Consider the following 20594-nt stretch of genomic DNA (forward strand, 5'->3'; position numbering starts at 1 on the left):
CGAACAGGCCGTTTCAAGACCAGCCACGACCCTGCCAATCAAGACGGCCGCACTGCCATTTCGATCGGCAACGCGGTCCAACGGGCCCGTTGGAAGAACTGCGCATCGCGCAGTTCTTCCACCCCGAGTCCAGCGCTTGCGCTGGTCCGGGTCGAGGGGCGGATAGCCCCCGCGGGGTCCGGGGCAGAGCCCCGGCGCACCGGCCCCCAGCCACGATTCCCGCGGCGGCTTCCGCGGGCTAGCATCACGGCCCGATGACCGATCTCTCCGGGACTGTCGATACGCTTCGGTTTCGTGTGCTGGTCGTCGAGGACGAGTGGCCTGCGCGTAATTACCTCGTCGAGCTGCTCGAAGGCTCGCGCCTTGCCGAGGTCGTCGGCGCGGTCGCGAGCGTCGGTGAGGCGCGCCAGGCCTTGCAGCCGGCTCCTGCTGGGCTCGAAGTGGACGTCGTCTTCGTCGACATCGCGCTCGAGGGCGACGACGAGACCGGGCTCGACCTCGTGCGGACTTCGACGCGCAACCCGCGCCGGCCGATGTTCGTGCTGGCGACCGCGTTCAAGGACCACGCGATCGAGGCGTTCGACCTCGGCGTCGACGATTACCTCTTGAAGCCCTTCACCGAGGAGCGCGTCGAGCAGTGCCTCCGGCGCCTCGCTGCCCGACGCCGCCTCGTCGTGCCCCAGAGCCAGAGTCCCCTCCGGATCGTCGCGCGCCGTGGACGAAGCCTCGTGTTCCTCGAACAGAACGAGGTCTGGGCCTTCGAAGCGGCCGACCGGCTCACCTCGGTCCACACGCCCCACGGCACGTTCGACCTCGACCTCTCCTTGTCCGCCATCGAGGCCTCGTTCGGCCGGGCGCTCACGCGTGTCCACCGCAACTGGCTCGTGAACGCCGCCCATATCAAGGAGCTCGAACGGGACGGCGGTGAGACCCGCATCTTCGTCGGCGTCGGCATCGGCCCCGAGCGACGCGGCGTGAGCGTCCCCGTCTCGCGCGAGCGCGCCCAGGCCGTGCGGGAGATGTTGCTCGCCAGCGCCACGGGGCTCCGCCGCATCTGAGCACCGGCGCTCGCGCGTCGGACCTCTGGCCGAGTTTTTTTTCGGTGACCGTGCCATCGCGGCGGCCTCGCGTTCCCAAAGAGGCGACACGGCAACCTCAACGAAGGAGCGCCGCCCATGAACTTGCGTCGTCTTTCTCTTTTTCCTTTCGCCACCCTCGCCATCGCCTCTCTCCCCGTCGCCGGCTGCGGATCGCAAGTCGACCCGACCTACCAGGGCGAGGCCCTCGCCACCGTGCAGGGCTCCGTCGTCAACGACGGCAGCTCCGTCTCGGCCGCCGAGGTGGCCCTGATCTGGTCGCTCCCCCAGCAATCCCCGGACGGCCTCTTCGGCACCAGCGCCGCCGTCAGCGGCCAGTTCCCCGCGGGCTTCACCCTGCCGATCTTCACCCCTCCGCCCGACGGCGCCCTCATCACCGCGGAGGAGACCGGCCAGGACAAGGTCGGCTTGGCCCTCATCCTCGCCGTCGAGCCGGGCATGAGCGAGGGGTCGATCACGGACTTCGAGCAAGTCGAGGCCAACATGCTCGGCATGAGCGAGGACCACGTCCTCGTGTACGTCGACCATGAGCTCGAGCCGAATAGCGTGTGGGAGAGCCTCTTGGGGGGCCGACCCTCGCCCGGCTACCACCTCATGGAGGTCGTGCGCAAAACCCCCGCGGAGAAGGAGGCGATCCAGGCGTGCTACCAGCAGTACGGCGACGCCATCAACGCCTGTTTCGGTGCGTGCGAACAGGGCGCCATGTACGACGCGTGCATCCAGGCGTGCGACGAGCAGAATCCCGAGCCGGACTGCGGCAGCGGGAAGGACACCTTCCGCGAGGCGCCGAACGGGTTCGGCACCACCATCACGGTGCACCTCGGCACGCCGACGCAGGGCATCGACTGGTTCTGAGCGGACGGCATGCTGGCACGGCAGAGCATCGAGCAGGTCTATCGGACGCACGGACACTCGGTGCTCCGCCGCGCCGCGCGCCTCCTCGGCAACGAGGCCGACGCGCGCGAAGCGTTGCAGGAGGTCTTCGCCTCGCTCCTCGAGCGCCCCGATCAGTTCCAGGGGACGAGCTCGCTCACCACGTGGCTCTACAGCGCCACGACGAACCTCTGCCTGAACAAGCTGCGTGATGGCAAGACGCGCTCGCGGATCCTCAACGAGCGCGTCGCGCCCGCCGGCGGCGAGGCCGTGCCGCCCTCCGCGGAGGCCAGCGCGCTCGTGCGCGACCTGCTCGCCAAGCTGCCCGAGGACCTCGCGACGGCCGCCGTCTACTACTACCTCGACGACATGACCCACGAGGAGATCGCCGCGGTCATGGGCTGCTCGCGCCGGCATGTCGGCAACCTGCTCGATCGGCTGAAGACGTGGGCCGCGTCCCACGCGGAGGGTGAACCATGCGACCTGTCCTGACGCGATCGCGACCGGAGACCTGCCTCTCCGATCTGCGCCTCGACCGCCTCGTCGCCGGCGAGCTCGACGCTGCGGCCGGGCGCGATGCGCGCGCCCACCTCGATGGCTGCGCGCGCTGCGCGGCGCGCCTCGCCGAGATCGAAGCCGACCGCCGAGCCTTCCTCGCCGATCCGCCCCCGCTCCCGGCCGCGCGCCCGGTGCCCAAGGCGCGGCGCCTCGCTCGCTGGGCCCCGCGGGTCGCCGTGGCGCTCGCCGCCGCCGCCGCGTTCGCGTTCTGGTTCCGGGCGCGACCCGCCGTCGACGATCCCGAGGAGCCCGGAACGCGCATCAAGGGCCGCCCCCGCGTCGGCTTCTACGTGAAGCACGGCGCTGCGGTGACGCCCGGCGCGGCCGGCGAGAGCGTCTATCCCGGCGACACCCTCCAGTTCACGTACACGATGCAGCGCGACGACGCCTATTTCGCCCTGATCAGCGTCGACGGCGCGCGCAAGGCCAGCGTCTATTACCCCTCCGCGCCGCGGGCCGTGCGCATCACGCGTGGCAACGACGTGCCGCTCGACCAGAGCACGGTGCTCGACGACGTCCTCGGCGCGGAGACCACGTACGCCCTCTTCTGCGCCGATCCGATCGAGCTCGAACCTTTGCGCGTCGCCTTCGAGGCCGCGCCGGACAGCCCGCCGATCCCCGCCGGCTGCGAGGTCGATCGCGTCTCCTTCGTCAAGCGGACCGCTCCATGAAGTCACTCTGGATCCTCGGCGTCTTCCTCGCGACCCTGCTCCAGACAACCTTCGCGTGGGCGCGGATCGAGCGCTTCGCCGTGATCATCGGCAACAACGCGGGCGCCCCGGGCGACGTCGAGCTGCGTTACGCCGAGTCCGACGCGTCGCGGGTTCACGACGTGCTCAAGGACCTCGGCGGCTTCCCCCCGGCGAACATGGTGCTGCTTCGGGGCGAGGGCGCAGACACCGTCCGCGCCACGTTGATCGCGATGAACGATCGGATCCGCCAGGCGGCGGCGCCGGACGTCCAGATCATCGCCGTCGTTTATTACTCGGGGCACGCCGACGCGACGGCGCTGCACCTCGGCAAGACCACGCTCGATCTGCCGCAGCTCGAGCAGCTCGTGCGCGGCTCGGCCGCGAGCTTCCGCATCCTCGTCCTCGACGCTTGCCGCTCCGGCGCGCTCACGCGGGTGAAGGGGGGCAGCCCCGCGGCGCCGGTCGACATCCGCATCGACGGCCGCCTCGCGGGCGAGGGCGTCGTCTTTCTCACGGCGAGCTCGGCCAACGAGGACGCGCAGGAGTCCGATGCCCTCAAGGGCTCCTTCTTCACGCATTACTTCGTCTCCGGCCTGATGGGCGCCGCGGACGACAACGGCGACGGCTTCGTCGAGCTGGAAGAGGCGTACGATCACGCCTACGACAACACCCTGCGCGCCTCGAGCCGCACGCTCGCCGGCACGCAGCACCCCACCTTCCGCTACGAGCTGCGCGGGCAGGGCAAGGTCCTGCTCACCTCGCTCCCGGCCGGGGCCTCCGGCCGCGCGACCCTGGCGTTGCCCGCGGGCCGATCGTACCTGCTCTTCGGGGGGAGCAGCGCCGGCCCGGTGGTCGCCGAGGTCTCCGCGCGTGATGTCGCGCGGAAGATCAGCCTCAAGCCCGGCACCTACTTCGTGCGCGGCCGCGAAACGGACTACCTCCTCGAAGGCTCGATCACGCTGAGCGCCGGCCAGGCGGCCACCCTGCGCGACGACATGCTGACCCAGGTCGCCTACGCGCGCCTGGTGCGCAAGGGGCAGGCTCGCGCGGGCGCCGCGCATGGCCCGCAGGCTGGCTACCGCCTGCGCACGGCGTTCTGGAAGGGCGCGTCGCCTTGCCACGGCTTCTTCGCCGGGTACGCGATCGAGACCGAGCACGTGAGCCTCACGCCGCGTCTCGGCGCCTGCCGCGGCGGCTTCACCAACGACTTCCTTTCGGCGGACACCGACGAGCTCGACCTCTCGTTGCGCGTGGCGCACGCCTGGGATTTCCCCATCGTGAGCCTCGACCTCGGCGTCTCCGCGGGGGCGGCGCTCTTGCACGAGTCGTTCGACACGCGGGGCGTCGCGCCTGCCCGCACGAGCTTCGCCGGTCACGTGGGCGCGGGCCTCGACGCCATGGTGGATCTGCCCGCGGGCTTCTACCTCCTCGGCGAGGTGGCGGCGGAGACGTACTTCTTCCGCCAGCAGGACGCCGTCGATCCGAAGGAGAGCGCGATCACCGCTGCGTTCGCGATGCGTCTGCTAGGCGGTGCGGGCAAGCGCTTCTGAGACCGCGATCACTTCCGCTCTCCCGCGGCATCGATCGGCCATGCGGGTGAGAATGATCGGCCATGCGGTGGCGAATGATCGGCCATGCGGTGGCGAATGATCGGCCATGCGGTGGCGAATGATCCGCCATGCGGGCGGGAAGGATCGGCCGTGCGGGCGGGAAGGATTGGCCGTGCGGTTGGGAAGGATCGGCCATGCGGGCGGGTCTCGACCCTCGATCAGGGCAGACAGAGCCCCGCCAATTCCTGGCAGGCGTTGCAATCGGCGCCCGGGCAGGGGTCGACCGCGACGCCCTCGCACGTCCCGCCGTTGCAGTCCGCGTCCGAGCTGCACCCGTCCACCGGGTAACAGCCCTGCGGGAAACCCCCCTGCACAGCGAAGCAGTCGGGGTAGGCCAGCCAGCGACAACCCTGGGCGTTGCCGCACTGGTTCATGTCCAGCATGGCGCACGCCGAGGTCGGCGTGCACGACGAGGGGCTGGATACCCACACGCCATTTTCGCAGGCAATCTGGGCCGGGCAGCCACTCGCATCGAGGTACGCGCAGGTGTCCGACGAGCAGCATGCGTCGCAAGGCGTGCCGTCGACCGGCAGCGTGTCCGGGCAAGTCCGCTGGCAGGCATAGCCAGTTTCGCTGACGTACCACGTCTCGCCATCACACGACGCCTCGGCGCCGCCCCCGTCGCAGAGCGGATCGGGGTACCAACACCCCGTATAGTTGATGTCGCACGCGCTGCCATGGACGGGCTTCTCGGCAGGGCAAGGCTCCTCGCAGTCGCACCCGCACCCGGCGGGGTCGTAATAGGTGATGTCCCAGGCCCCGTCCGTGCACTCCGCCACGGGGCCGTAGCCGCATTTGTCGGTGTAGCTGCACACCTGGCCCTCGACCGAGCAGAGGCCGAGCGAAAGGCTGAACTCCGGACAGCTCGGCTCGCACTGCGCGGGATCCTGGCACCCACCCGAGCCCCCGCCGCCGCTGTTCGTCGCCCCCGTGCCGCCGTCGCCCCCGTTTCCACCCGAGACCACCGCGTTCCCGCAGGCCGTGGTGACGGCAGCCGCGAGGAAGAGGGCTGCGAGGGCTCCGATGCGCTTCGTCAGGTTCATGGTCTTCAAGCTCCTCATCCAAGGCACAGCCCGGCGCAGGATGGCGCGTCCGGCGTGCATCCCGGGCGCACGTTGCAACATCAGGGCCGGTATGCTCGGGGGCGTCTCGCCGGGGCTCTGCCCCGGGCCCCGCGGGGGCTATCCGCCCCTCGACCCGGACCAGGGCAAGCCCTGGACCTCAGGGGGAAGAACTGCGCGATGCGCAGTTCTTCCCACAGGCCGGTGGGACCGCCCCGCCCGTCGAGACGTCAGCGCTGCTGTCTTGGTTGGCAGGATCGCTCGCCGGTCTTGACTTGGGCCTGTTCGATGAACTGCGCATCGCGCAGTTCATCGACCCCGGGTCCAGCGCTTGCGCTGGTCCGGGTCCAGGGGTGGACAACCCCTGGTCGGGTCCGGGGTGAAACCCCGGCGCCACGGTTCGTGCTCGTCAGCGCTTCTTCGTCGCCCGTGTCTTCGTCGTGCGCGACTTGGTCGTCGTCGCGGGCAGCGCGCGTTTCTTCGTCGTGGCCTTCGTGGGCTTCTTGCGCGTGCCCTCTTCCGTCGTGCCGGGCTTGGTTGCCCGCTTTGCCGGGGCGCGCTTCTTCGTCGTGGTCCGCGCTGCCGCTGCGCGCGTGGCTGCGGGCGTGCGCGAGCTCGGGCGGGGCGAGCGCTTCGCCGTGGTGCGCGCTCGCGCTGGCTTTGGCGCTGGCTCCGAGGGCGCTGCCTCCTCCTCGGCGGGCTCCTCGACGGGGAGAACTGCGCCGTTGCCGTTCGCGTGATGCGGCGGCTCGGGCGCCTCCGGCGTCGGTGCGACCTTCGTGCGCGGCTGCGCGCGGGCTGGCTCGGCAGGTGAGGGCGGGGGAGACACGGGGGCGAGCGTCGAGACGAGCGGCGCGCCTGCGTCGGCGAGGAGCGTGTCGACCTCTGCCGCGAAGGCCGTGACGTGCATGTCGACGTCGCGCGCGTCCTGCTCCGAGAGCGGCGTGTAGACGACACGCACGCTGCGGCCGTCCGGGATCTCCCACTGCGCCGCGTTGCCCGTACGGCGCAGCGTGCGCGTGGCCGCGCGATCGATGAGGCGCGTCAGCCGCGCGCGCTCCGAGGGGCTGACCTCGCGCGTGAGCGGTGCCTTGCGTTCGAGCGTCGGCAGCTCCACCACGCCTTGCTCGACGAGCGCGCAGAGCTCGTCCGCGACGGCCTCTTCCAGCTCGAGGTGCAAGTCCGGATCTGCCGGCGGCTCGGGCACGAACACGGCTTCGCGCGCGGCCGCATCGTAACTGTCGAGACGCGCGCCCGCGACCACCCCGGCGCGCTCGAGCGCGATCACGAGCGACTGCGGTCGCGCGCGTTTGCCCGCGGTGGCGGCGACGTACCCGAGCAGATCGAGCTCGACACGCACGACCGCTTCGTCTTGCGAGGCGCTCGCCTCACGCAATGCGTGGCGGGCCGCGTCGAGCACTTCGCGCTCGACGACGCTGCGATCTGCGAAGACGTCTTCGAGATGCTCGGAGGCGAGCAGCGCTTGCGCCACACGGCCCGTGAGACGCGAGAGCGCCTCGCGTGTGGCTGGATCGTCGGCGGCTGCGTCGGGGCGCAGCGCGCGCTCGGCGAGTGGCTCGACATAACCGGACATCGCGTCGTCCACGGCTCGGACGAGCGCGGCCGTCCCGCCCTTGACGACGAGGATCCGGCCTCGACCTTTGAGGCCCTCGACGATGCGGGAAGCGAGCCTCCGCGAGAGGTTCAGCGCGTTCACGAAGCGTGAAGCTTACACGCTTTGGTGCGCGTGGGCCGCCGATTCGGCCGCGCAGCATGCGTGCAAAAAGATGGCGGCGATACGAGGGGAGGGGACGAGACGAACGTCCGCGCAGAGCGGCGGACGTCCGAGGCGCTAGTCGGCCTCGACGATCTTGACGACGACGTCGCCGACGCGAGCGGGCACGCGGGCCTTCGCCTCGGCGAGCGTTCCGGGGCGAACGCTCACGCGCACGACGAACCCGATGCCGTCTTCGCGCTCGACGCCGACGCCGGCGCAGAAGGGTTCTGCGCCAATCTCGTTCTTCAGTTGTTCCTTCGCGCGGCGCGCGGAGCCGACGTCACTCATGAGATCACTCGCTGTAGCCGACGGCGAGGACGCGGAAGGTGTCGGGCGGAGCGGCGACGTTGTAGATCTTCGCCGTGAAGATGCCGCCCGAGTTCGAGTCGAGATCGTTGCCGGCGACGAGGGCCTGATCCGCGCCGCAGATCTTGCCTTCCTTGTCGTAGAGCGAGACGAGCGCCCACACGCTCTTCGCCTTGAACGCGCTCTCGTTCGTGATCTTGCCCTCGACCTGGTGGGGGTTGAAGCCCTTCTTGGCCGTGAACTTGGTGTCCGAGATCTTGAGCTTCGCGGCCTTGCCCGTGAAGAACGGCTTCATCGGGTTCGACTCGGTCTTGTACGAGGCCCACTTCGTCGTCTTGAAGAGCGAGAACGTGCAGGGGACCTTCTCGCCCGGCGCGAGCTCGCGGATGAGGCTCGAGCAGGTGCCGCTGTCGATCGCGGTGTTCGCGTCGTCGTAGAACGTCACCTTGATGTTCGGGAAGCCGAGCGGATCCTTGCCCGTGTTGTGGATCTCGCCGACGAAGTGGATCGTGCTGCCGTACTCGGCCTTGTAGTGGCGGAGATCCTTCAGCTCGGCCTTGAGATCACCGGGCTTCGCGGGCTTGGTGAGGTCGCCGAGATCGCCGAGCTTCGGGCCGTCCGGGTTCGCAGAGTCGAGCGGGATCGCCGCGATCGCCTCGGACGTCTTCTTGGCCGCGTACCAGAAGAAGCCGACGACGCCGATGATGGTGACCAGGAGGAGGCCGCCGCAGCCGAGGCCGATGATGAGGCCCATGTTCGGGCCCTTCTTCTGCTGGGGCATGATCGGACCGCCCATGGGAGGTCCACCCATCGGAGGCCCGCCCATCGGAGGCCCGCCGAAGTTGCCGCCGGGAGGAGGGCCGTAGCCGCCACCGGGAGGAGGACCGTAGCCGCCGCCGGGAGGCCCGCCGGGAGGACCACCGAAGCCGCCGCCGCCGGGAGGCCCGCCGGGAGGACCACCGAAGCCACCGCCGCCGGGAGGACCGCCGCCGGGAGGACCACCGAAGCCGCCGCCGCCGGGAGGCCCGCCGCCGGGAGGAGGACCGTAGCCGCCGGGAGGCGCGCCGGGAGGAGGACCGTAGCCGCCGGGCGGGCCACCGCCGAAGCCGCCAGGCGGGCCACCGCCGCCGAAGTTGTCACCACCGGAAGGCGGCGCCCCCGGGGGAGGTGCCGGAGGCGGCAATCCACCCCCACCGGGTCCAAATCCATTTGCCATGCGCGGCTCGCCCGTCGTGTGCTCGATCATGGCGACGGAGTATGCCGCAAAATGGGGAAGGACGGGCAAACGGATCCAGACGAGACGAACAGGATCCGCCGGCCGGGGCTGCGCGGCTGCTGCTAGGATCGTCCCTCATGACGAGCCTGTCGCGGAAGGCGACCCGCACTATCCTTGCGATTTCCATGGTCTTCGTGTTCGCCGGGGGAGGCCCGCTCGGCTGCGGAGGGGCCTCCGAGGGCGCGGCCGGGCCCGAGACAGCGGCGAGCCAAACCGCCCCGAAGGCCGAAGAACCGGAGCAGGAGGAAGTCGTGGAGGACTCGGGGACCCTCGACATCCTCTCGGATCCCCCGCAAGACGTGGTGCTCGACGGCAAACCGATCGGAAAGACGCCGCTCACGAACTATCGCGTGAAGGCGGGGAGCCACGACGTGACGTTCCTCGATCCGGCCGAAGGTGATCGGACGATGAGCGTCAATGTTTCGCCGGGCGATCACCAGACGGTGAAGCTCGATCACCCGCCGAAGATTCGCGAGCAGAAGTAACTCGACGTGTGACGAGCAGCGACGTGTCGCTGCGCGAGGTCGCGAAGCGAGCTCGCCTCGGGGGGTGAATCGGCCGGGCTTTGCCCGGACGCGAGGCGTCCCCCTCGGGACTAAAGATGGCGGCGCGCGATCTCGGCCCACGTGCCCGTGGGTTCGATCTCGAGGTACTTGCGCCAGCACGGCCTCGCCTTCGCGCTCTCGCCGACCTGCTCGTACGCCATCGCGAGGTTGAAGTACGCGTCGGCGAAGCGCGGATCACTCTCGATCGCGCCGCGGAAAAACTCGACGGCCTGGGCCGCGTGCCCGCGTTCGAGCATGACGTAGCCGAGGTTGTACTGCGCCTCGGGTTGCTTGCGATCGATCTCGAGCGCGCGTCGATAGAGCGACTCGGCCTGCACCTCGTCGCCGCGACGGAAGCAGATGTTGCCGAGGTTCGTGTACGCGATCGCGAGCCACGGATCGACCTCGAGCGCGCGTCGATAGAGCTCCTCGGCCTCGGTCATCGTGGACGGGTTCTCGTCGAGCTGGCTGGCGCGCACGTAGATCTCGTACGCGGTCTTCGCGCGATCACGACCGACCATCGGACGGAGGACGCGCACGACGTCGTCGCGCAGCGACTTCACGTCGAAGTCGAGCACCATCTGCCCGGTGAGCGGTTCGAACGTGCCCGCCGCGCTCTTCACGACGACGCGTTGTCCATCGGAGACGATGCGCAGCTCGGCGAGCGGGCGCGTGACCTTCGGCAGCGCGCCGCGGATGTTCTCGACCGCGCGCGCGACGTCGCGGAGGCGCACCTTGCGCGCGAGGAGGTCTCGCGCGGCGCGCAGCGCGATCACGTCCGAGAACGTGTACGCGCGGCGGCCCTTGCGGCGGCCGCTCGGCGACACGATGCCCGCGCGATCGAGGGATCGCAGGCGACCCGCGGAGATGCCGAGGAGCCGACAAACCTCGGCGCCGGTGAACATGTCGCTCACGGGCTCGCGCGTCTGCGGCACGGGTAGCTCCGCGGGCAAACGCGCCGGGTCGGGATCGGGTAGGCGCTTCGGAGGCTCGGCGACGCGTCCACCGCCCGGCCCGAAGATCACGTGGATGACCTTGTTTTGCTCGGGGTCGCGGCGTTCTTTGTTGTTCATAACGCTAGAGAGGTCGCGAGGAGCGAGCTTAGCGCGACGCGCCGCTCGCGGCGGAGGCATGTACGACGGCGACGACGTCGACCACGACGGCGACACCCGCGGAGGATGTGCGCACCTCGATCTCGGCGCGCACGGGTCCGAGCTCCCCCTGCACACGTGTACACGCCTCCCTTCGCGCGATGCGGAGCGCGCGGAGCTTGAGGTGCGGGTCACACGCGAGGAGCGCGGCCATGGACGCGAGGTCGGGATCGGGCAGCGTGCCACCGCGGGAGCGCGCGAGCAAAAGGACGCTCGTCGAGCCGTAGTAGACGACGCCGTCTCCTTCGGTGATGGGCATGCCCTCGCTGACGATGTCCGCGCCTTCGACCATGGCACGGACGAGGCCGTCCTCGGCGGCGACGAGCTCGAGCTGCCTGCGCCGGACGAGAGGCCCCGGGCCTGCCTTGACGATGCCCGGACGCTGGAAAGGAGGGCGGTTTGCCATCGGCGGCGGATCGTAGAGATCAAGCGCGCCGGGATCGAAAAACCGGCCACGATCGCGTGGGAACTTGCGCTCGGGGGCACTTCCGTGCCTTGGCGGTTTCGTGCGCGAGGCCGCACGAACTTGGCCCTCGCGCGCGTGGTCTGCGAGGGTCGCGGACGAGGAGCGAAACCGAGATGGGATACCCTGGCGTCGAGCGTCGAAGGCACTGCGTCTACGTCACGCGAAACACGGAGTACCACATGCGCGACGGGGTCTGCGTCGCGGTGCGGGACAGGCGGACGGGGAAGTTCGTCCCCGCGCACATCGCGGTCTCGTTGAAGCTCGAAGGGGGCGTGCGACTGTTCCCGAACGGCGCGGTGATCCCGCGCATCGAGACGCCCGGCGTGGGGGACGCGATCTGGTTCGCGACGGCCGTCGACGCGAGCCGGCAGATCGTGACGAGCCGGATCGAGGCGATCGAGCGTCCGTCGAAGGACGTCGTCGCCTCGTACGCGTGAGCGTGATCAGCCGATGTTGCAGAAGTGTTCGTAGTCGATGTAGCTCGTGATCGTCGGATCCGAGCCGCAGACGGGGCAGGTCTTGTCCTTGCGGAGCTTGAGCTCGCCGAACTTCATGCGCAGCGAATCGTAGGTGAGCAGGCGGCCCACGAGCGGGCTCCCCTGGCCGAGCACGAGCTTGATCGCCTCGGTCGCCTGGATCGTGCCCACGACGCCCGGGAGGATGCCGAGCACGCCGGCCTCCTGGCAGCTCGGCGCGAGGTGCGGCGGCGGCGGCTCGGGGTAGAGGCAGCGATAACAAGGGCCGCCGGCCGCGGGGTGGAAGGTGGTGACCTGACCCTCGAAGCGGAAGATCGAGCCGTGCACGACGGGCTTCTTCATCCACACGGAGGCGTCGTTCACGAGGTAACGCGTGGGGAAGTTGTCGCAGCCGTCCACGATGATGTCGAAGTCGCGGAAGATGCGTTCGACGTTGTGGCTCGTGAGCCGCTCCTCGAACTTCACGACCTTCACGTCGGGGTTGAGATCGCGGATCGTCTTCTCGCCGCTCTCGACCTTGGGCATGCCGACGCGCGACGTGGCGTGCATGATCTGGCGCTGGAGGTTCGAGGCGTCGACGACGTCGGCGTCGACGAGGCCGATGGTGCCGACGCCCGCCGCGGCGAGGTAGAGAGCCGCGGGGCTGCCGAGGCCGCCCGCGCCGAGCAGCAGGATCTTCGACGCGAGGAGCTTGGCTTGCCCTGCTTCGCCGACCTCGGGGAGGAGCAGATGGCGCGAGTACCGATCACGCTGCGCGTCCGAGAGCTGGGGCGGGGTCTCCATCGGATACCCGAGATCCTTCCAGCGCACGAAGCCGGGGTTCGCGCTCTCGACGTGCGTGTAGCCGAGATCGACCAGCGTCTTCGCGGCGAGCGCCGAGCGCGTGCCGCCCGCGCAGTAGAGGACCACGGGCGCGTTCTTGTCGGGGACCTTCTGCTCGATCTGCATCTCGAGGAAGCCACGAGGGACGCTGATCGCGCCCGGGATGTAGCCGGCGCGGTTCTCCTCTTTCTCGCGCACGTCGACGAGCACCATCGGCTCGCGGGCCTCGAGGCGGCGCTTGATCTCCTCCAGAGTCACGGTCGAGATGGTCTTGCGGACCTCGGCGATCAGATCGGTGTAGGTCGTCGGCATGCGGCTCCTCGGTGGGCGGAGACGTGTTCGTCGTTCGGAGGCGTGATGCCGTCAAGGGTGGCCCGGACGGCCGACCCGCGCACGTGGCGGGTCCTTGCTCACTTGGGCGCGGGCAGGTCCTCGGGGCGCGCGCGCAGGCCGGGCAGGACCTCGTCCTTGCGAAGGCCACCCTCGCACACGAGCTTCACCGTGCGCTGATCGGGCAGGATCTCCTCCAGCGTGACGATCTGCGTCTTCGCCTGGCAGAACGCGACGAGCTTCGCGCCCGTCTGGAGGCGGCCGAGGCGCAACGTGCCGCGCTTGACCTGGATCTCCTTGTCGTCGGCGAGGCGCTTGACCGTGACGTCCTGCCCCTTCACGGCCGAGACGATGCCGAGCTCGAGGTTCGCCTCGCCCTGGCGGAGCGGCGCCCAGACGCGCGTGCCGACGAGCTGATCGTCCGGCGGGATCCAGTCGGTCGTGTTCTTCGGGGCGAGCCGCGCGAGGGGCGCCCAGCCGACGGCGCGCTCGAGCTGCACGTCGAGCGAGGCGCCCGCCGGATCGACGTCCGTGACGAGCGCGAGGTCCTTGGTTTGTCCGAGGACCCACACCTCGGTGGCGGCCGCGAGATCCCGCTTCGACGGGGCGTCGCTCTTCGCGGCGGGCAGGACCGCGATCTTGCCGTGCGCCCAGCGCTTCTCGGCCTTCTTGCCGGGCTTCATCTTCACGCGCTGGGCCTCGACCCAGACCGCGAGCGCCTGGCGCTTCTTCGCCACGACCTCGGGCGCCGCCTTGTCCTTGGCGACGGGCGCCATGTCCGGGCCCATGATCTCCCAGCGCGCGAGCTTGATGAGCTTGTCGACGTCTTCGAGCGCCTTCGGCGCCTCGCGGCCTTGCCCCACGGCGCGCGCCGCCATGCCCGCGATCTCGGGCGTGATCGCCGCGCGCACCACGCCGAGCAGGCCCTTCGCGCCCTCGTCGCCGATGTCGCCGTTCTTCTGGGCCTCGTCGATCTTCGCGAGCGCGTCGGCCCAGCGCTTGGCCTTGAGCGGCTCTTCGAGCTCGGCCTTCTTCGCCTCGAAGATCGTGGTGTCGACCTCGCTCACGAGCTTCTTCTGCGCGGCGCCGCCGAGCACCGTCTTCGTATCCTCCGCGGAGACGAGTGCGCGCGCCGAGGCGTACTTGCCCCCCGTCGTGGCCTCGTCGATCCGCGACTGCACGCACGCGAGGGCCTGCGCGCCGATGAGGCGACGGAGCTCGCGGACGAAGACCTCGCTCTCGAGATCCCGCATCGGGCCCGCGATCTCGCCGAACGCGCCCTTGCAGTCGCCGTCCTTCAGCGACGGCTCGATCTCGTTCGCCCAGAGCTTGGCGTGGCGCTTGTCGACCTTCTCGAGCTGCTCGTTGATCTGGTAGCTCAGCGACTCGACGTTCAGGTCCTTCGCCTGTCCGAGGAGCTTTCGCGCCTCGTCGAAGTCCTTGGCGTTGTAGGCCTCGTCGGCCTTCTCCATGAGCTTCTTGGCGTCTTCGATCTTGGACTTCTCGGCGCGCTCTTCCGCGCTCTCCGGCGGCTTCGCGGGCTCCGGCGGCGGGCCGCACGCGACGAAGGTCGCGGCGAGGCAGGCCGCGGTCGCGAAGCGCGCGAGGATCGTCGCGGCGCGCTGCGAGGTGCTCGGGAAGGGGCGGAGGCTCGTTCGCATGGCGCGGGACTCTCCCATCCCACAACCTCGATCGTCAACTCGTGCGAGCGCCGAAACCTCTCGGCTTGACCGAGGTCCCCCGCCGTCCTACGACGGCCGGGCCATGGCGGACGAGTCGAAGCAGGGGGAGCAGGGCCCGACCGAGGGCACCCGCACGTTCAACAAGCCGCGGGTCACCATCAACCGGGTCTACACGAAGAAAGGCGACTCCGGCGACACGGGCCTCGTGGGCGGCCAGCGGGTCCCCAAGGACGACGCGCGGATCGAGGCCTACGGGACGGTGGACGAGCTGAACTCGTTCGTCGGCGCGGCCCGGCAGTCGATCCTGGAGGGGCTCACCGCGGCGAATACGCGCCCCGAGAGCGCGGCGCCGCTCGGGGCGCTCGCCGATTCGCTCCGCCGGGTCCAGCACGAGCTCTTCAACCTGGGCTCGCTCCTCGCGACGCTGCCCGAGGACGTGCACCCGCGCCAGCCCCGGGTCACGGCCGCCGACGTCGAGCGGCTCGAAGAGGAGATGGATCGCTGCCAGGAGGAGCTGCCCGTGCTGCGGTCGTTCGTGCTGCCGGGCGGCTCACGCGCGAACACGGACCTCCACGTTTGTCGGACGGTGTGCCGGCGCGCCGAGCGGCTCTGCGTGTCGCTCGCGCGGGAGACGGAGGTCGATCCGCTCGCCGTGACCTACCTGAACCGCCTGAGCGACGCGCTCTTCGTGTGGAGCCGCTTCGTCGCGCTCCACCTCGGCACGGGCGAGGTGCTCTGGGAGCCGGACAAGTCGGCGACGGGCCAGTCGAAGGCCCGCTGACGAGCCGAGGCCTCGCCCACCGCGAGAAAGAGGCCGTAGACGATCGCCACATACGCGAGCCCGAGCACCACGTCGAGCACGTAGTGGTGCCCGAGGTAGACCGCGGCGAACGGCATCATGAGCGCGTAGGCGATCTGCAAGGCACGCGAGGGCGCGCTCGCGGTGCGAAACGTCGCGATCAAACCATAAAGCGGATACGTGACGTGGAGCGAGGGGAGCGCGCCGAAGACCACGGCGCCGTGCCCGTAGAGCGAGGCGAAGTAGCCGTACCCGAGCCACGCGTCGACACGCGTGAGCGCGGCCGGTGAACCCTGCGCGGCGAGATCGACCGCGCAGCCGTGCGTCGCGACGTACCAGGGCGGCGCCGCGGGCAAGAGTAGGTACGTGGCGAAGCCGAGGACGTGCGTGCCGAGCGCGAGCCGCGTGAAGATCCGCGCCGCCTCGGGCTTTTTCACGCAGAGGTAGGTGTACTGCGCCGCCATGATGCCGAGGTACGAGCCGTACGGCACGGCGCAGAGCAGATCGAGCGCGGGATGCGCGAGGCCCGCGAGCCACTCGTTCGGCGTGACGATCGCGCCATGCACGCTCACGCCGAAGAACGCGAGCTCCACGTCACGCAGCTCGCAGCCGAGGACACGCGAGGCCGAGACGCTCACGGGCCACAGGTACCGCAGCGCGTCGTACAGGACGAAGAGCGTGAGCGCCGGGATCGCGCCGACGTAGAAGCGACGCGCGCGCTCCCCGCAGCAGGCCGCCGTCGTGGCGAGGACCGCGGCGAGCAGGATATCCCAGCGCAGCCTGTCGACGGCCGCGACCAGCGCCGCGTATCCGAGCCAGGGGAGCGCCGGTAGGAAGAACCAGCGCCGCCAGAGAGCGCGCGCTCGCGCCGTCATGGTTCGCCTCAGTGCTCGACGGGGAGCGGACCACGGGCGCCGGCGCCCTTCCGCGCGAACGACTTGCGCGCGTCCTTCGAGGCCGCGGGCCGTGGATCCCGCAGCGCCGCGCGGGTCCGCGCGACGAGCACGATCGACGCGACCGTGCCCACGACCGCCACGAGGCCCACGCCCGCGAGCGTGAGCGGGCGAGGCATGCCGCCGAGCACGTTCGTATACGGGACGAGCGGCCCGAGGAGCAGCGATGCCGAGAGGTACACGACGCGCTCGTGCCTGCGCATGAGCCCGTTCGGGAGCACGAGGTTGTGCTGATCGGCCTTCGCCCGCGCGTAACTCACGAGCGACGAGGCGACCATCGCCGCGAGCGGGATGACGAGCGAGAGGACGTTGTGCCGGTAGTAGATCGCGAGCCCGATGAAGGGCGCCGCGTCCGCGATGCGATCGACGAACGAGTCGAGCACCGCGCCCGACGGCGACGCGACGCCGCGCGCGCGCGCCACCATGCCGTCCAGGGCATCGAGCACCGATCCCACGATGACCACGGCCGCGGCCTCGGCGAAGCGCCCCGTCGCGGCGAGCGGCAGGCTCGCGCAGCAGAACACGAGCGAGGCGTACGTGCAGGCGTCCGGCGAGACGTGCAGCGCGATGAGCGCTCGTCCCGGCGCGTGCATCGCCCAATAGAAGGCCTCGACGAGCCAGCCGGGCAAGAGCGCGCTGCCGGGCGAGGGCCCGAGCCGCGGGTGCGACGCCCGTCCAGAGCGGGCCACACGAGTCGCGTAAGCCGCGACCACCATCGTGCACAGAAGAAGCGCCACGAGCGTGATGACCATGGTCACGACGTCCACTCGTGCACGAGGCGCGCCCGCCCCCGTCATGCGGTTTTCTGGCGGGCGCGCTGCATGGTTTGCTCGCTCGTTCGCTGTCAGTCGCAGCCGACCCGGCGCATCCGGATTCCGGCGTCTTTCTCGGACCACGCCACGCCGAGCTCGCTCCCCGCGAACGCGACCGCCGGGTAGCGGGCGTTTTTGCCCGAGACGCGGAGCGTGGCGCCGTCACGCGCGAGATCCGGGCCGAAGACCGAGAGGAAGATCGAGGGCGGACCGCCCTGGAACTGGTAGTAGGCGACGGCCGTGCGCTCGCCCATGACGGTCACGATGGGCCAGTTCGCGCTGCCCTCCGCGTCCTCGACGCGCACCTCGCCCTGCTTCGCGCCGCTCGAGGACGCGCGCGCGAGATAGATGCGCTCCACTCCCTCGCGCGTGTCCTCCCACGCGACGATCGACGCGCCGCTCGCGTCGATCGCCACGCTCGGCAGCCGCGCCTCGCCGGCGCCCGTCCGCACCACCGTCCCGGTCACCGAGCTTCCGGGCATTCCCGTCGTCCGTGCGATCGAGAGCTCAGCGCCCGAGCTCCACGCCACGGCGAGCTCGTTGCCTCGGCTCGCGAGCGCCGGGAAACGCGCCCCGGGCAGCGCCGTCGTCGAGCTCATGCCCCCGCTGCTCACGAGCCCGAGCCGCGCGCCCGGCGTCTCCATCCACGCCACGGCGAGCCCGCCGGACATCGGCGCCGTCGCGGGGCGTGCTTCCGTCGCATCGCTCGTGCCGAGCTGCATCGGCTGCCCGGTCGGCGCCCCGTCCGCGTCGAGCGTGTGCGCCTGGATCACGAGCCCGGACGGACCCGTGTCCTCCCACGTGATCATCGGCCCGCTGCTCGTCGTCTGCAGCGAGGGGACCGCGTGCACGCCTGCCAGCGTGGCCACGACGTGCGCAGGCGACACACTGCCGTCCGTGCCGATCCGCGCCACCCGCACCTCCTCCGTCCCGCCCGTGAGCGTCTGCCACGCGACGAGGTAGCTCCCGTTCACCCACAGGATCGAGGGCGTCGTCCCGTCCTCCTGGCTCACGACCACCGTCCCGCCGAGCGGCGTGCATGCCGCCTTTTCGCCGCCCGGCCCTGCATCGGTCGTCGCCGGCGGCTCGGGAGGCTTCGCCCCGGACGGCTCCGGCGCCTCGTCGCTCCCGCAACCGAGGGCCCCGAGCGCCGCTCCGAGCCCCAGCACAAACATCAAGGACATCCGCACCATAGGTATCCCCCCTGATCACGCGCCAGCCTGCCCGGGGCGCCGCGCGCGCACGCCGCGCCGCGAGGTTCGTGCGTGGTTCAACGCCCGCATCCCTCGCTCGGACCTCCGGCCAAGATTCGATTCAGTATGCGATGCCACCAACTCTCGGCCACGCCGTACGCTGGCAACGAATTCGTCCGTTCATACACCACGAATGTGCGTGAATGTGTTTGTTGGGGCACAATCGATCGCATGCAGCATCGAGTGCGCGGAGGGGGGCGCTTCCGGTGGATCGGGGCGCTGGGGCTCGTGGGGGTCCTCGGGGGCGGGGAGGCGCGCGCAGAGCCTGCGCGGGGAGGGGCGCCCGCGACGGCGAACCCAACGACGGTGGCGGTCCCGATTCCGGGATCCGATCTCGTGCGAGGGCGCGCGAAGGTGATCGTCGCCGCGCCGATCGACGCCGTGCGCGCGCGGGTGCTCGCGTTCGGCGACTACGCGCGGTTCATGCCGCATTACAGCCGCTCGAAGATCCTCGGCCGCACGAAGAGCGGTGATCGCGAGATCTACATGGAGGTCACGGCGCTGCACGGCGCGGTGCGCTTCTGGGCGCGGATGGCCGTTCGCAAACTCGTGGCAGCAGCGGGAGGCGTCGAGACCTACGACGTCTCGATGCTGGAGGGCAACGTGAAGGACTTCCACGCGGTGTGGCGCCTGCGCGCGATCGACGAAGCGCACACCGAGCTCGAACTCGAGCTCTTCCTCTTGCCGCGCTTGCCGCTGCCCACGACCTTGCTCAACACGGAGAACCTCCAGGGCGCAAGCAAGGGCGTCCGCGCGATGCGATCGTTCGTGGAGGGAAAACGCTGAAGGCTCCCCTGGGAGCCGTTTCGCTGGGGCGTTGCCCCAGGCCCCACCGGGGCTATCCGCCCCTGGACCCGGACCAGCGCAAGCGCTGGACCCAGGGTCGATGAACTGCGCGATGCGCAGTTCATCGAACAGGCCGAGTCAAGACCGGCGAGCGCCCCTGCCCATCAAGACAGCCGCGCTGCCCTTTCGACGGGCAAGGCTCTCTCACGGGCCCGTTGGAAGAACTGCGCATCGCGCAGTTCTTCCACCCCGAGTCCAGGGCTTGCCCTGGTTCGGGTCGAGGGGCGAACAGCCCCCGCGGGGTCCGGGGCAGCGCCCCGGCGAAGCGCCCCAGACGAGACCAATGCTTGGGGGTGAGGGACTCGTCCCGCTACGGACAACCGGCCGGCGCCGTGTCCGTGTACGCCGTGATCACACAGCCTTCGAGCGCTGGGATGAGGTCCTCGCACGTCGCCTTCGCCTTGTAGAACTCGAGGCAACCGTCGACGCTGCCCTTGTCGTACTGCAGGCACTCGGCGCTGAACTCCGCGCGCAAAAAGCCCGGACACGTGCGCGACGAACCCACGCATCCGAGCGAGAGCATCCGATCGCTGTGAGCGTCGATGAGCGTGTTGCACGCGTCGTCCTCGGTCGTGCGCTCGCCGCTCGCTGGCGGACGGAACCTCCCGTCGTCGGGCAGGGGCGTGAGGTCGATATCGTCTCCGCCGCACGCGGCGAGGAGCATGGAGAGGACGATCGCGACGCGGAGCTCTCGCACGGGGCCTACTCTTTCTCGTTGAGGAGGGCTAGCGCGAGCGAGCCGAGCACGTCGCGGGCCGAGGAGACTTTCCGCGGCGGGAGCTTCGAAAGCGAGCGCCGTACGGTGGCCTCTACCGTGCCGATCTTCAGCCCGTCGAGCTCGCGCCCGCGCGCCGTCAACTCGAAGAGCGCGCGACGCGCGTCGTCCGGATCGGGCTTGCGTCCGATGATGCTGCGCGACTCGAGCCGCTTCAGGATCCCCGTGAGCGTGCTCGGGTGGATGTGCAGCACGCTCGCGAGCTCGCCCGCGGAGATCCCCGGGAAGCGCCCCACGATCCGGATCACGAGGCGTTGCGGGCCCGTGACGCCGAGCGACGCCTCCATGCGCTTCGACATCGACTGCAGGGCGTGATCCACGGCCCAGAGCAGGCGCATGAAATCCAGGACCTCGCCGAGCTTCTCGGACTTGTCCGCCTTCTGCTTCTTCTTTTCGCTCTTTTCGCTGGGTGCTGCGCTCATGACCGAGCCAAT

21 protein-coding genes and 1 pseudogene are annotated in these 20594 nt (G+C 70.2%); 9 read left to right on the forward strand and 13 right to left on the reverse strand.

Features of this window, described 5'->3' with window-relative positions:
• Window positions 1–254 precede the first annotated feature (254 nt).
• The 5 genes from QHF83_RS29565 (at window position 255) to QHF83_RS29585 (ending at window position 4770) form a co-directional block, all read left to right on the forward strand.
• Entirely contained in the window at window positions 255–1058 is an 804-nt protein-coding gene (locus QHF83_RS29565) for a LytTR family DNA-binding domain-containing protein (protein ID WP_282421328.1), read from the forward strand.
• A 117-nt stretch (window positions 1059–1175) separates the two neighbouring features.
• Entirely contained in the window at window positions 1176–1952 is a 777-nt protein-coding gene (locus QHF83_RS29570; RefSeq protein WP_282421329.1) for a hypothetical protein, read from the forward strand.
• A gap of 9 nt (window positions 1953–1961) precedes the next feature.
• The gene (locus QHF83_RS29575; protein ID WP_282421330.1) at window positions 1962–2462 is read left to right on the forward strand and encodes an RNA polymerase sigma factor; all 501 of its coding nucleotides are present in this window, start codon (window positions 1962–1964) and stop codon (window positions 2460–2462) included.
• Entirely contained in the window at window positions 2447–3199 is a 753-nt protein-coding gene (locus tag QHF83_RS29580) for a DUF4384 domain-containing protein (RefSeq protein ID WP_282421331.1), read from the forward strand. The genes QHF83_RS29575 and QHF83_RS29580 overlap by 16 nt, the downstream gene beginning before the upstream one ends.
• Window positions 3196–4770 (forward strand): caspase family protein, encoded by a 1575-nt coding sequence (locus QHF83_RS29585; protein ID WP_282421332.1) that lies wholly within the window; start codon window positions 3196–3198, stop codon window positions 4768–4770. The genes QHF83_RS29580 and QHF83_RS29585 overlap by 4 nt, the downstream gene beginning before the upstream one ends.
• 218 nt (window positions 4771–4988) lie before the next feature.
• Here QHF83_RS29585 and QHF83_RS29590 read toward each other — a convergent pair whose 3' ends face one another.
• The 4 genes from QHF83_RS29590 to QHF83_RS29605 all read right to left on the reverse strand — a co-directional run bounded on the left by QHF83_RS29590 (window position 4989) and on the right by QHF83_RS29605 (window position 9220).
• Window positions 4989–5873 carry a hypothetical protein gene (locus QHF83_RS29590; RefSeq protein WP_282421333.1) on the reverse strand — a complete coding sequence of 295 codons (885 nt, stop codon included), beginning with the start codon at window positions 5871–5873 and terminating at the stop codon, window positions 4989–4991.
• A gap of 427 nt (window positions 5874–6300) precedes the next feature.
• A complete protein-coding gene (locus QHF83_RS29595; protein WP_282421334.1) occupies window positions 6301–7608 on the reverse strand; it encodes a hypothetical protein in 1308 nt (435 codons plus the stop codon).
• 135 nt (window positions 7609–7743) lie between these two features.
• Window positions 7744–7956 (reverse strand): hypothetical protein, encoded by a 213-nt coding sequence (locus QHF83_RS29600; protein WP_282421335.1) that lies wholly within the window; start codon window positions 7954–7956, stop codon window positions 7744–7746.
• Window positions 7957–7960: 4 nt separating this feature from the next.
• Window positions 7961–9220 (reverse strand): FxLYD domain-containing protein, encoded by a 1260-nt coding sequence (locus tag QHF83_RS29605; protein WP_282421336.1) that lies wholly within the window; start codon window positions 9218–9220, stop codon window positions 7961–7963.
• Window positions 9221–9375: 155 nt separating this feature from the next.
• Here QHF83_RS29605 and QHF83_RS29610 point away from each other — a divergent pair, with 155 nt between their 5' ends.
• Window positions 9376–9735: a PEGA domain-containing protein gene (locus QHF83_RS29610; protein ID WP_282421337.1), complete on the forward strand. Its 360-nt coding sequence runs from the start codon at window positions 9376–9378 to the stop codon at window positions 9733–9735.
• A gap of 110 nt (window positions 9736–9845) precedes the next feature.
• Here the strand turns inward: QHF83_RS29610 and QHF83_RS29615 are convergent, their stop codons facing one another.
• Together QHF83_RS29615 and QHF83_RS29620 are read right to left on the reverse strand one after the other, a co-directional pair.
• Entirely contained in the window at window positions 9846–10868 is a 1023-nt protein-coding gene (locus QHF83_RS29615; protein WP_282421338.1) for a tetratricopeptide repeat protein, read from the reverse strand.
• A gap of 28 nt (window positions 10869–10896) precedes the next feature.
• Window positions 10897–11352 carry a hypothetical protein gene (locus tag QHF83_RS29620; RefSeq protein ID WP_282421339.1) on the reverse strand — a complete coding sequence of 152 codons (456 nt, stop codon included), beginning with the start codon at window positions 11350–11352 and terminating at the stop codon, window positions 10897–10899.
• 173 nt (window positions 11353–11525) lie between these two features.
• Here QHF83_RS29620 and QHF83_RS29625 point away from each other — a divergent pair, with 173 nt between their 5' ends.
• Window positions 11526–11849, forward strand: a complete 324-nt coding sequence (locus QHF83_RS29625; RefSeq protein WP_272423209.1) for a hypothetical protein — start codon at window positions 11526–11528, stop codon at window positions 11847–11849.
• 6 nt (window positions 11850–11855) lie between these two features.
• Here QHF83_RS29625 and moeB read toward each other — a convergent pair whose 3' ends face one another.
• On the reverse strand, window positions 11856–13022 hold the full coding sequence (gene moeB, locus QHF83_RS29630) for a molybdopterin-synthase adenylyltransferase MoeB (protein ID WP_282421340.1): 1167 nt from the start codon (window positions 13020–13022) through the stop codon (window positions 11856–11858).
• Window positions 13023–13120: 98 nt separating this feature from the next.
• Window positions 13121–14701, reverse strand: coding sequence for a hypothetical protein (locus QHF83_RS29635; RefSeq protein ID WP_282421341.1), 1581 nt, complete (start codon window positions 14699–14701; stop codon window positions 13121–13123).
• Window positions 14702–14804: 103 nt separating this feature from the next.
• Between QHF83_RS29635 and QHF83_RS29640 the strand changes: the two genes are divergently transcribed.
• Window positions 14805–15503, forward strand: a complete 699-nt coding sequence (locus tag QHF83_RS29640; RefSeq protein ID WP_282421342.1) for a cob(I)yrinic acid a,c-diamide adenosyltransferase — start codon at window positions 14805–14807, stop codon at window positions 15501–15503.
• A 44-nt stretch (window positions 15504–15547) separates the two neighbouring features.
• Here QHF83_RS29640 and QHF83_RS29645 read toward each other — a convergent pair.
• The 3 genes and pseudogenes from QHF83_RS29645 to QHF83_RS29655 form a co-directional block, all read right to left on the reverse strand.
• Window positions 15548–16396, reverse strand: a pseudogene (locus tag QHF83_RS29645) (phosphatase PAP2 family protein); the annotation flags it as partial.
• Window positions 16397–16404: 8 nt separating this feature from the next.
• Window positions 16405–17226, reverse strand: a complete 822-nt coding sequence (locus QHF83_RS29650; protein WP_282421403.1) for a CDP-alcohol phosphatidyltransferase family protein — start codon at window positions 17224–17226, stop codon at window positions 16405–16407.
• A gap of 92 nt (window positions 17227–17318) precedes the next feature.
• Complete coding sequence (locus QHF83_RS29655; RefSeq protein ID WP_282421343.1) at window positions 17319–18470, reverse strand: hypothetical protein; 1152 nt, start codon at window positions 18468–18470, stop codon at window positions 17319–17321.
• Between the two features lie 240 nt (window positions 18471–18710).
• Here QHF83_RS29655 and QHF83_RS29660 point away from each other — a divergent pair, with 240 nt between their 5' ends.
• The gene (locus QHF83_RS29660; RefSeq protein ID WP_282421344.1) at window positions 18711–19325 is read left to right on the forward strand and encodes an SRPBCC family protein; all 615 of its coding nucleotides are present in this window, start codon (window positions 18711–18713) and stop codon (window positions 19323–19325) included.
• Window positions 19326–19695: 370 nt separating this feature from the next.
• Here the strand turns inward: QHF83_RS29660 and QHF83_RS29665 are convergent, their stop codons facing one another.
• Entirely contained in the window at window positions 19696–20082 is a 387-nt protein-coding gene (locus QHF83_RS29665) for a hypothetical protein (RefSeq protein WP_282421345.1), read from the reverse strand.
• Between the two features lie 5 nt (window positions 20083–20087).
• Entirely contained in the window at window positions 20088–20582 is a 495-nt protein-coding gene (locus QHF83_RS29670) for a MarR family transcriptional regulator (RefSeq protein ID WP_282421346.1), read from the reverse strand.
• Between the last annotated feature and the right edge of the window lie 12 nt (window positions 20583–20594).

It is taken from the genome of Polyangium sp. 15x6 (genome assembly GCF_029960785.1).
In the GTDB taxonomy this organism is placed as follows: domain Bacteria; phylum Myxococcota_A; class Polyangia; order Polyangiales; family Polyangiaceae; genus Polyangium.

What these genes read in the sequence shown, in the direction of transcription:
- QHF83_RS29565 (WP_282421328.1), top strand. Translation starts at nt 255, where the DNA reads ATGACCGATCTCTCCGGGACTGTCGATACGCTTCGGTTTCGTGTGCTG.
- QHF83_RS29570 (WP_282421329.1), top strand. Translation starts at nt 1,176, where the DNA reads ATGAACTTGCGTCGTCTTTCTCTTTTTCCTTTCGCCACCCTCGCCATC.
- QHF83_RS29575 (WP_282421330.1), top strand. Translation starts at nt 1,962, where the DNA reads ATGCTGGCACGGCAGAGCATCGAGCAGGTCTATCGGACGCACGGACAC.
- QHF83_RS29580 (WP_282421331.1), top strand. Translation starts at nt 2,447, where the DNA reads ATGCGACCTGTCCTGACGCGATCGCGACCGGAGACCTGCCTCTCCGAT.
- QHF83_RS29585 (WP_282421332.1), top strand. Translation starts at nt 3,196, where the DNA reads ATGAAGTCACTCTGGATCCTCGGCGTCTTCCTCGCGACCCTGCTCCAG.
- QHF83_RS29590 (WP_282421333.1), bottom strand. Translation starts at nt 5,873, where the DNA reads ATGAACCTGACGAAGCGCATCGGAGCCCTCGCAGCCCTCTTCCTCGCG.
- QHF83_RS29600 (WP_282421335.1), bottom strand. Translation starts at nt 7,956, where the DNA reads ATGAGTGACGTCGGCTCCGCGCGCCGCGCGAAGGAACAACTGAAGAAC.
- QHF83_RS29605 (WP_282421336.1), bottom strand. Translation starts at nt 9,220, where the DNA reads ATGATCGAGCACACGACGGGCGAGCCGCGCATGGCAAATGGATTTGGA.
- QHF83_RS29610 (WP_282421337.1), top strand. Translation starts at nt 9,376, where the DNA reads ATGGTCTTCGTGTTCGCCGGGGGAGGCCCGCTCGGCTGCGGAGGGGCC.
- QHF83_RS29615 (WP_282421338.1), bottom strand. Translation starts at nt 10,868, where the DNA reads ATGAACAACAAAGAACGCCGCGACCCCGAGCAAAACAAGGTCATCCAC.
- QHF83_RS29620 (WP_282421339.1), bottom strand. Translation starts at nt 11,352, where the DNA reads ATGGCAAACCGCCCTCCTTTCCAGCGTCCGGGCATCGTCAAGGCAGGC.
- QHF83_RS29625 (WP_272423209.1), top strand. Translation starts at nt 11,526, where the DNA reads ATGGGATACCCTGGCGTCGAGCGTCGAAGGCACTGCGTCTACGTCACG.
- moeB (WP_282421340.1), bottom strand. Translation starts at nt 13,022, where the DNA reads ATGCCGACGACCTACACCGATCTGATCGCCGAGGTCCGCAAGACCATC.
- QHF83_RS29635 (WP_282421341.1), bottom strand. Translation starts at nt 14,701, where the DNA reads ATGCGAACGAGCCTCCGCCCCTTCCCGAGCACCTCGCAGCGCGCCGCG.
- QHF83_RS29640 (WP_282421342.1), top strand. Translation starts at nt 14,805, where the DNA reads ATGGCGGACGAGTCGAAGCAGGGGGAGCAGGGCCCGACCGAGGGCACC.
- QHF83_RS29650 (WP_282421403.1), bottom strand. Translation starts at nt 17,226, where the DNA reads ATGGTCATCACGCTCGTGGCGCTTCTTCTGTGCACGATGGTGGTCGCG.
- QHF83_RS29655 (WP_282421343.1), bottom strand. Translation starts at nt 18,470, where the DNA reads ATGTCCTTGATGTTTGTGCTGGGGCTCGGAGCGGCGCTCGGGGCCCTC.
- QHF83_RS29660 (WP_282421344.1), top strand. Translation starts at nt 18,711, where the DNA reads ATGCAGCATCGAGTGCGCGGAGGGGGGCGCTTCCGGTGGATCGGGGCG.
- QHF83_RS29670 (WP_282421346.1), bottom strand. Translation starts at nt 20,582, where the DNA reads ATGAGCGCAGCACCCAGCGAAAAGAGCGAAAAGAAGAAGCAGAAGGCG.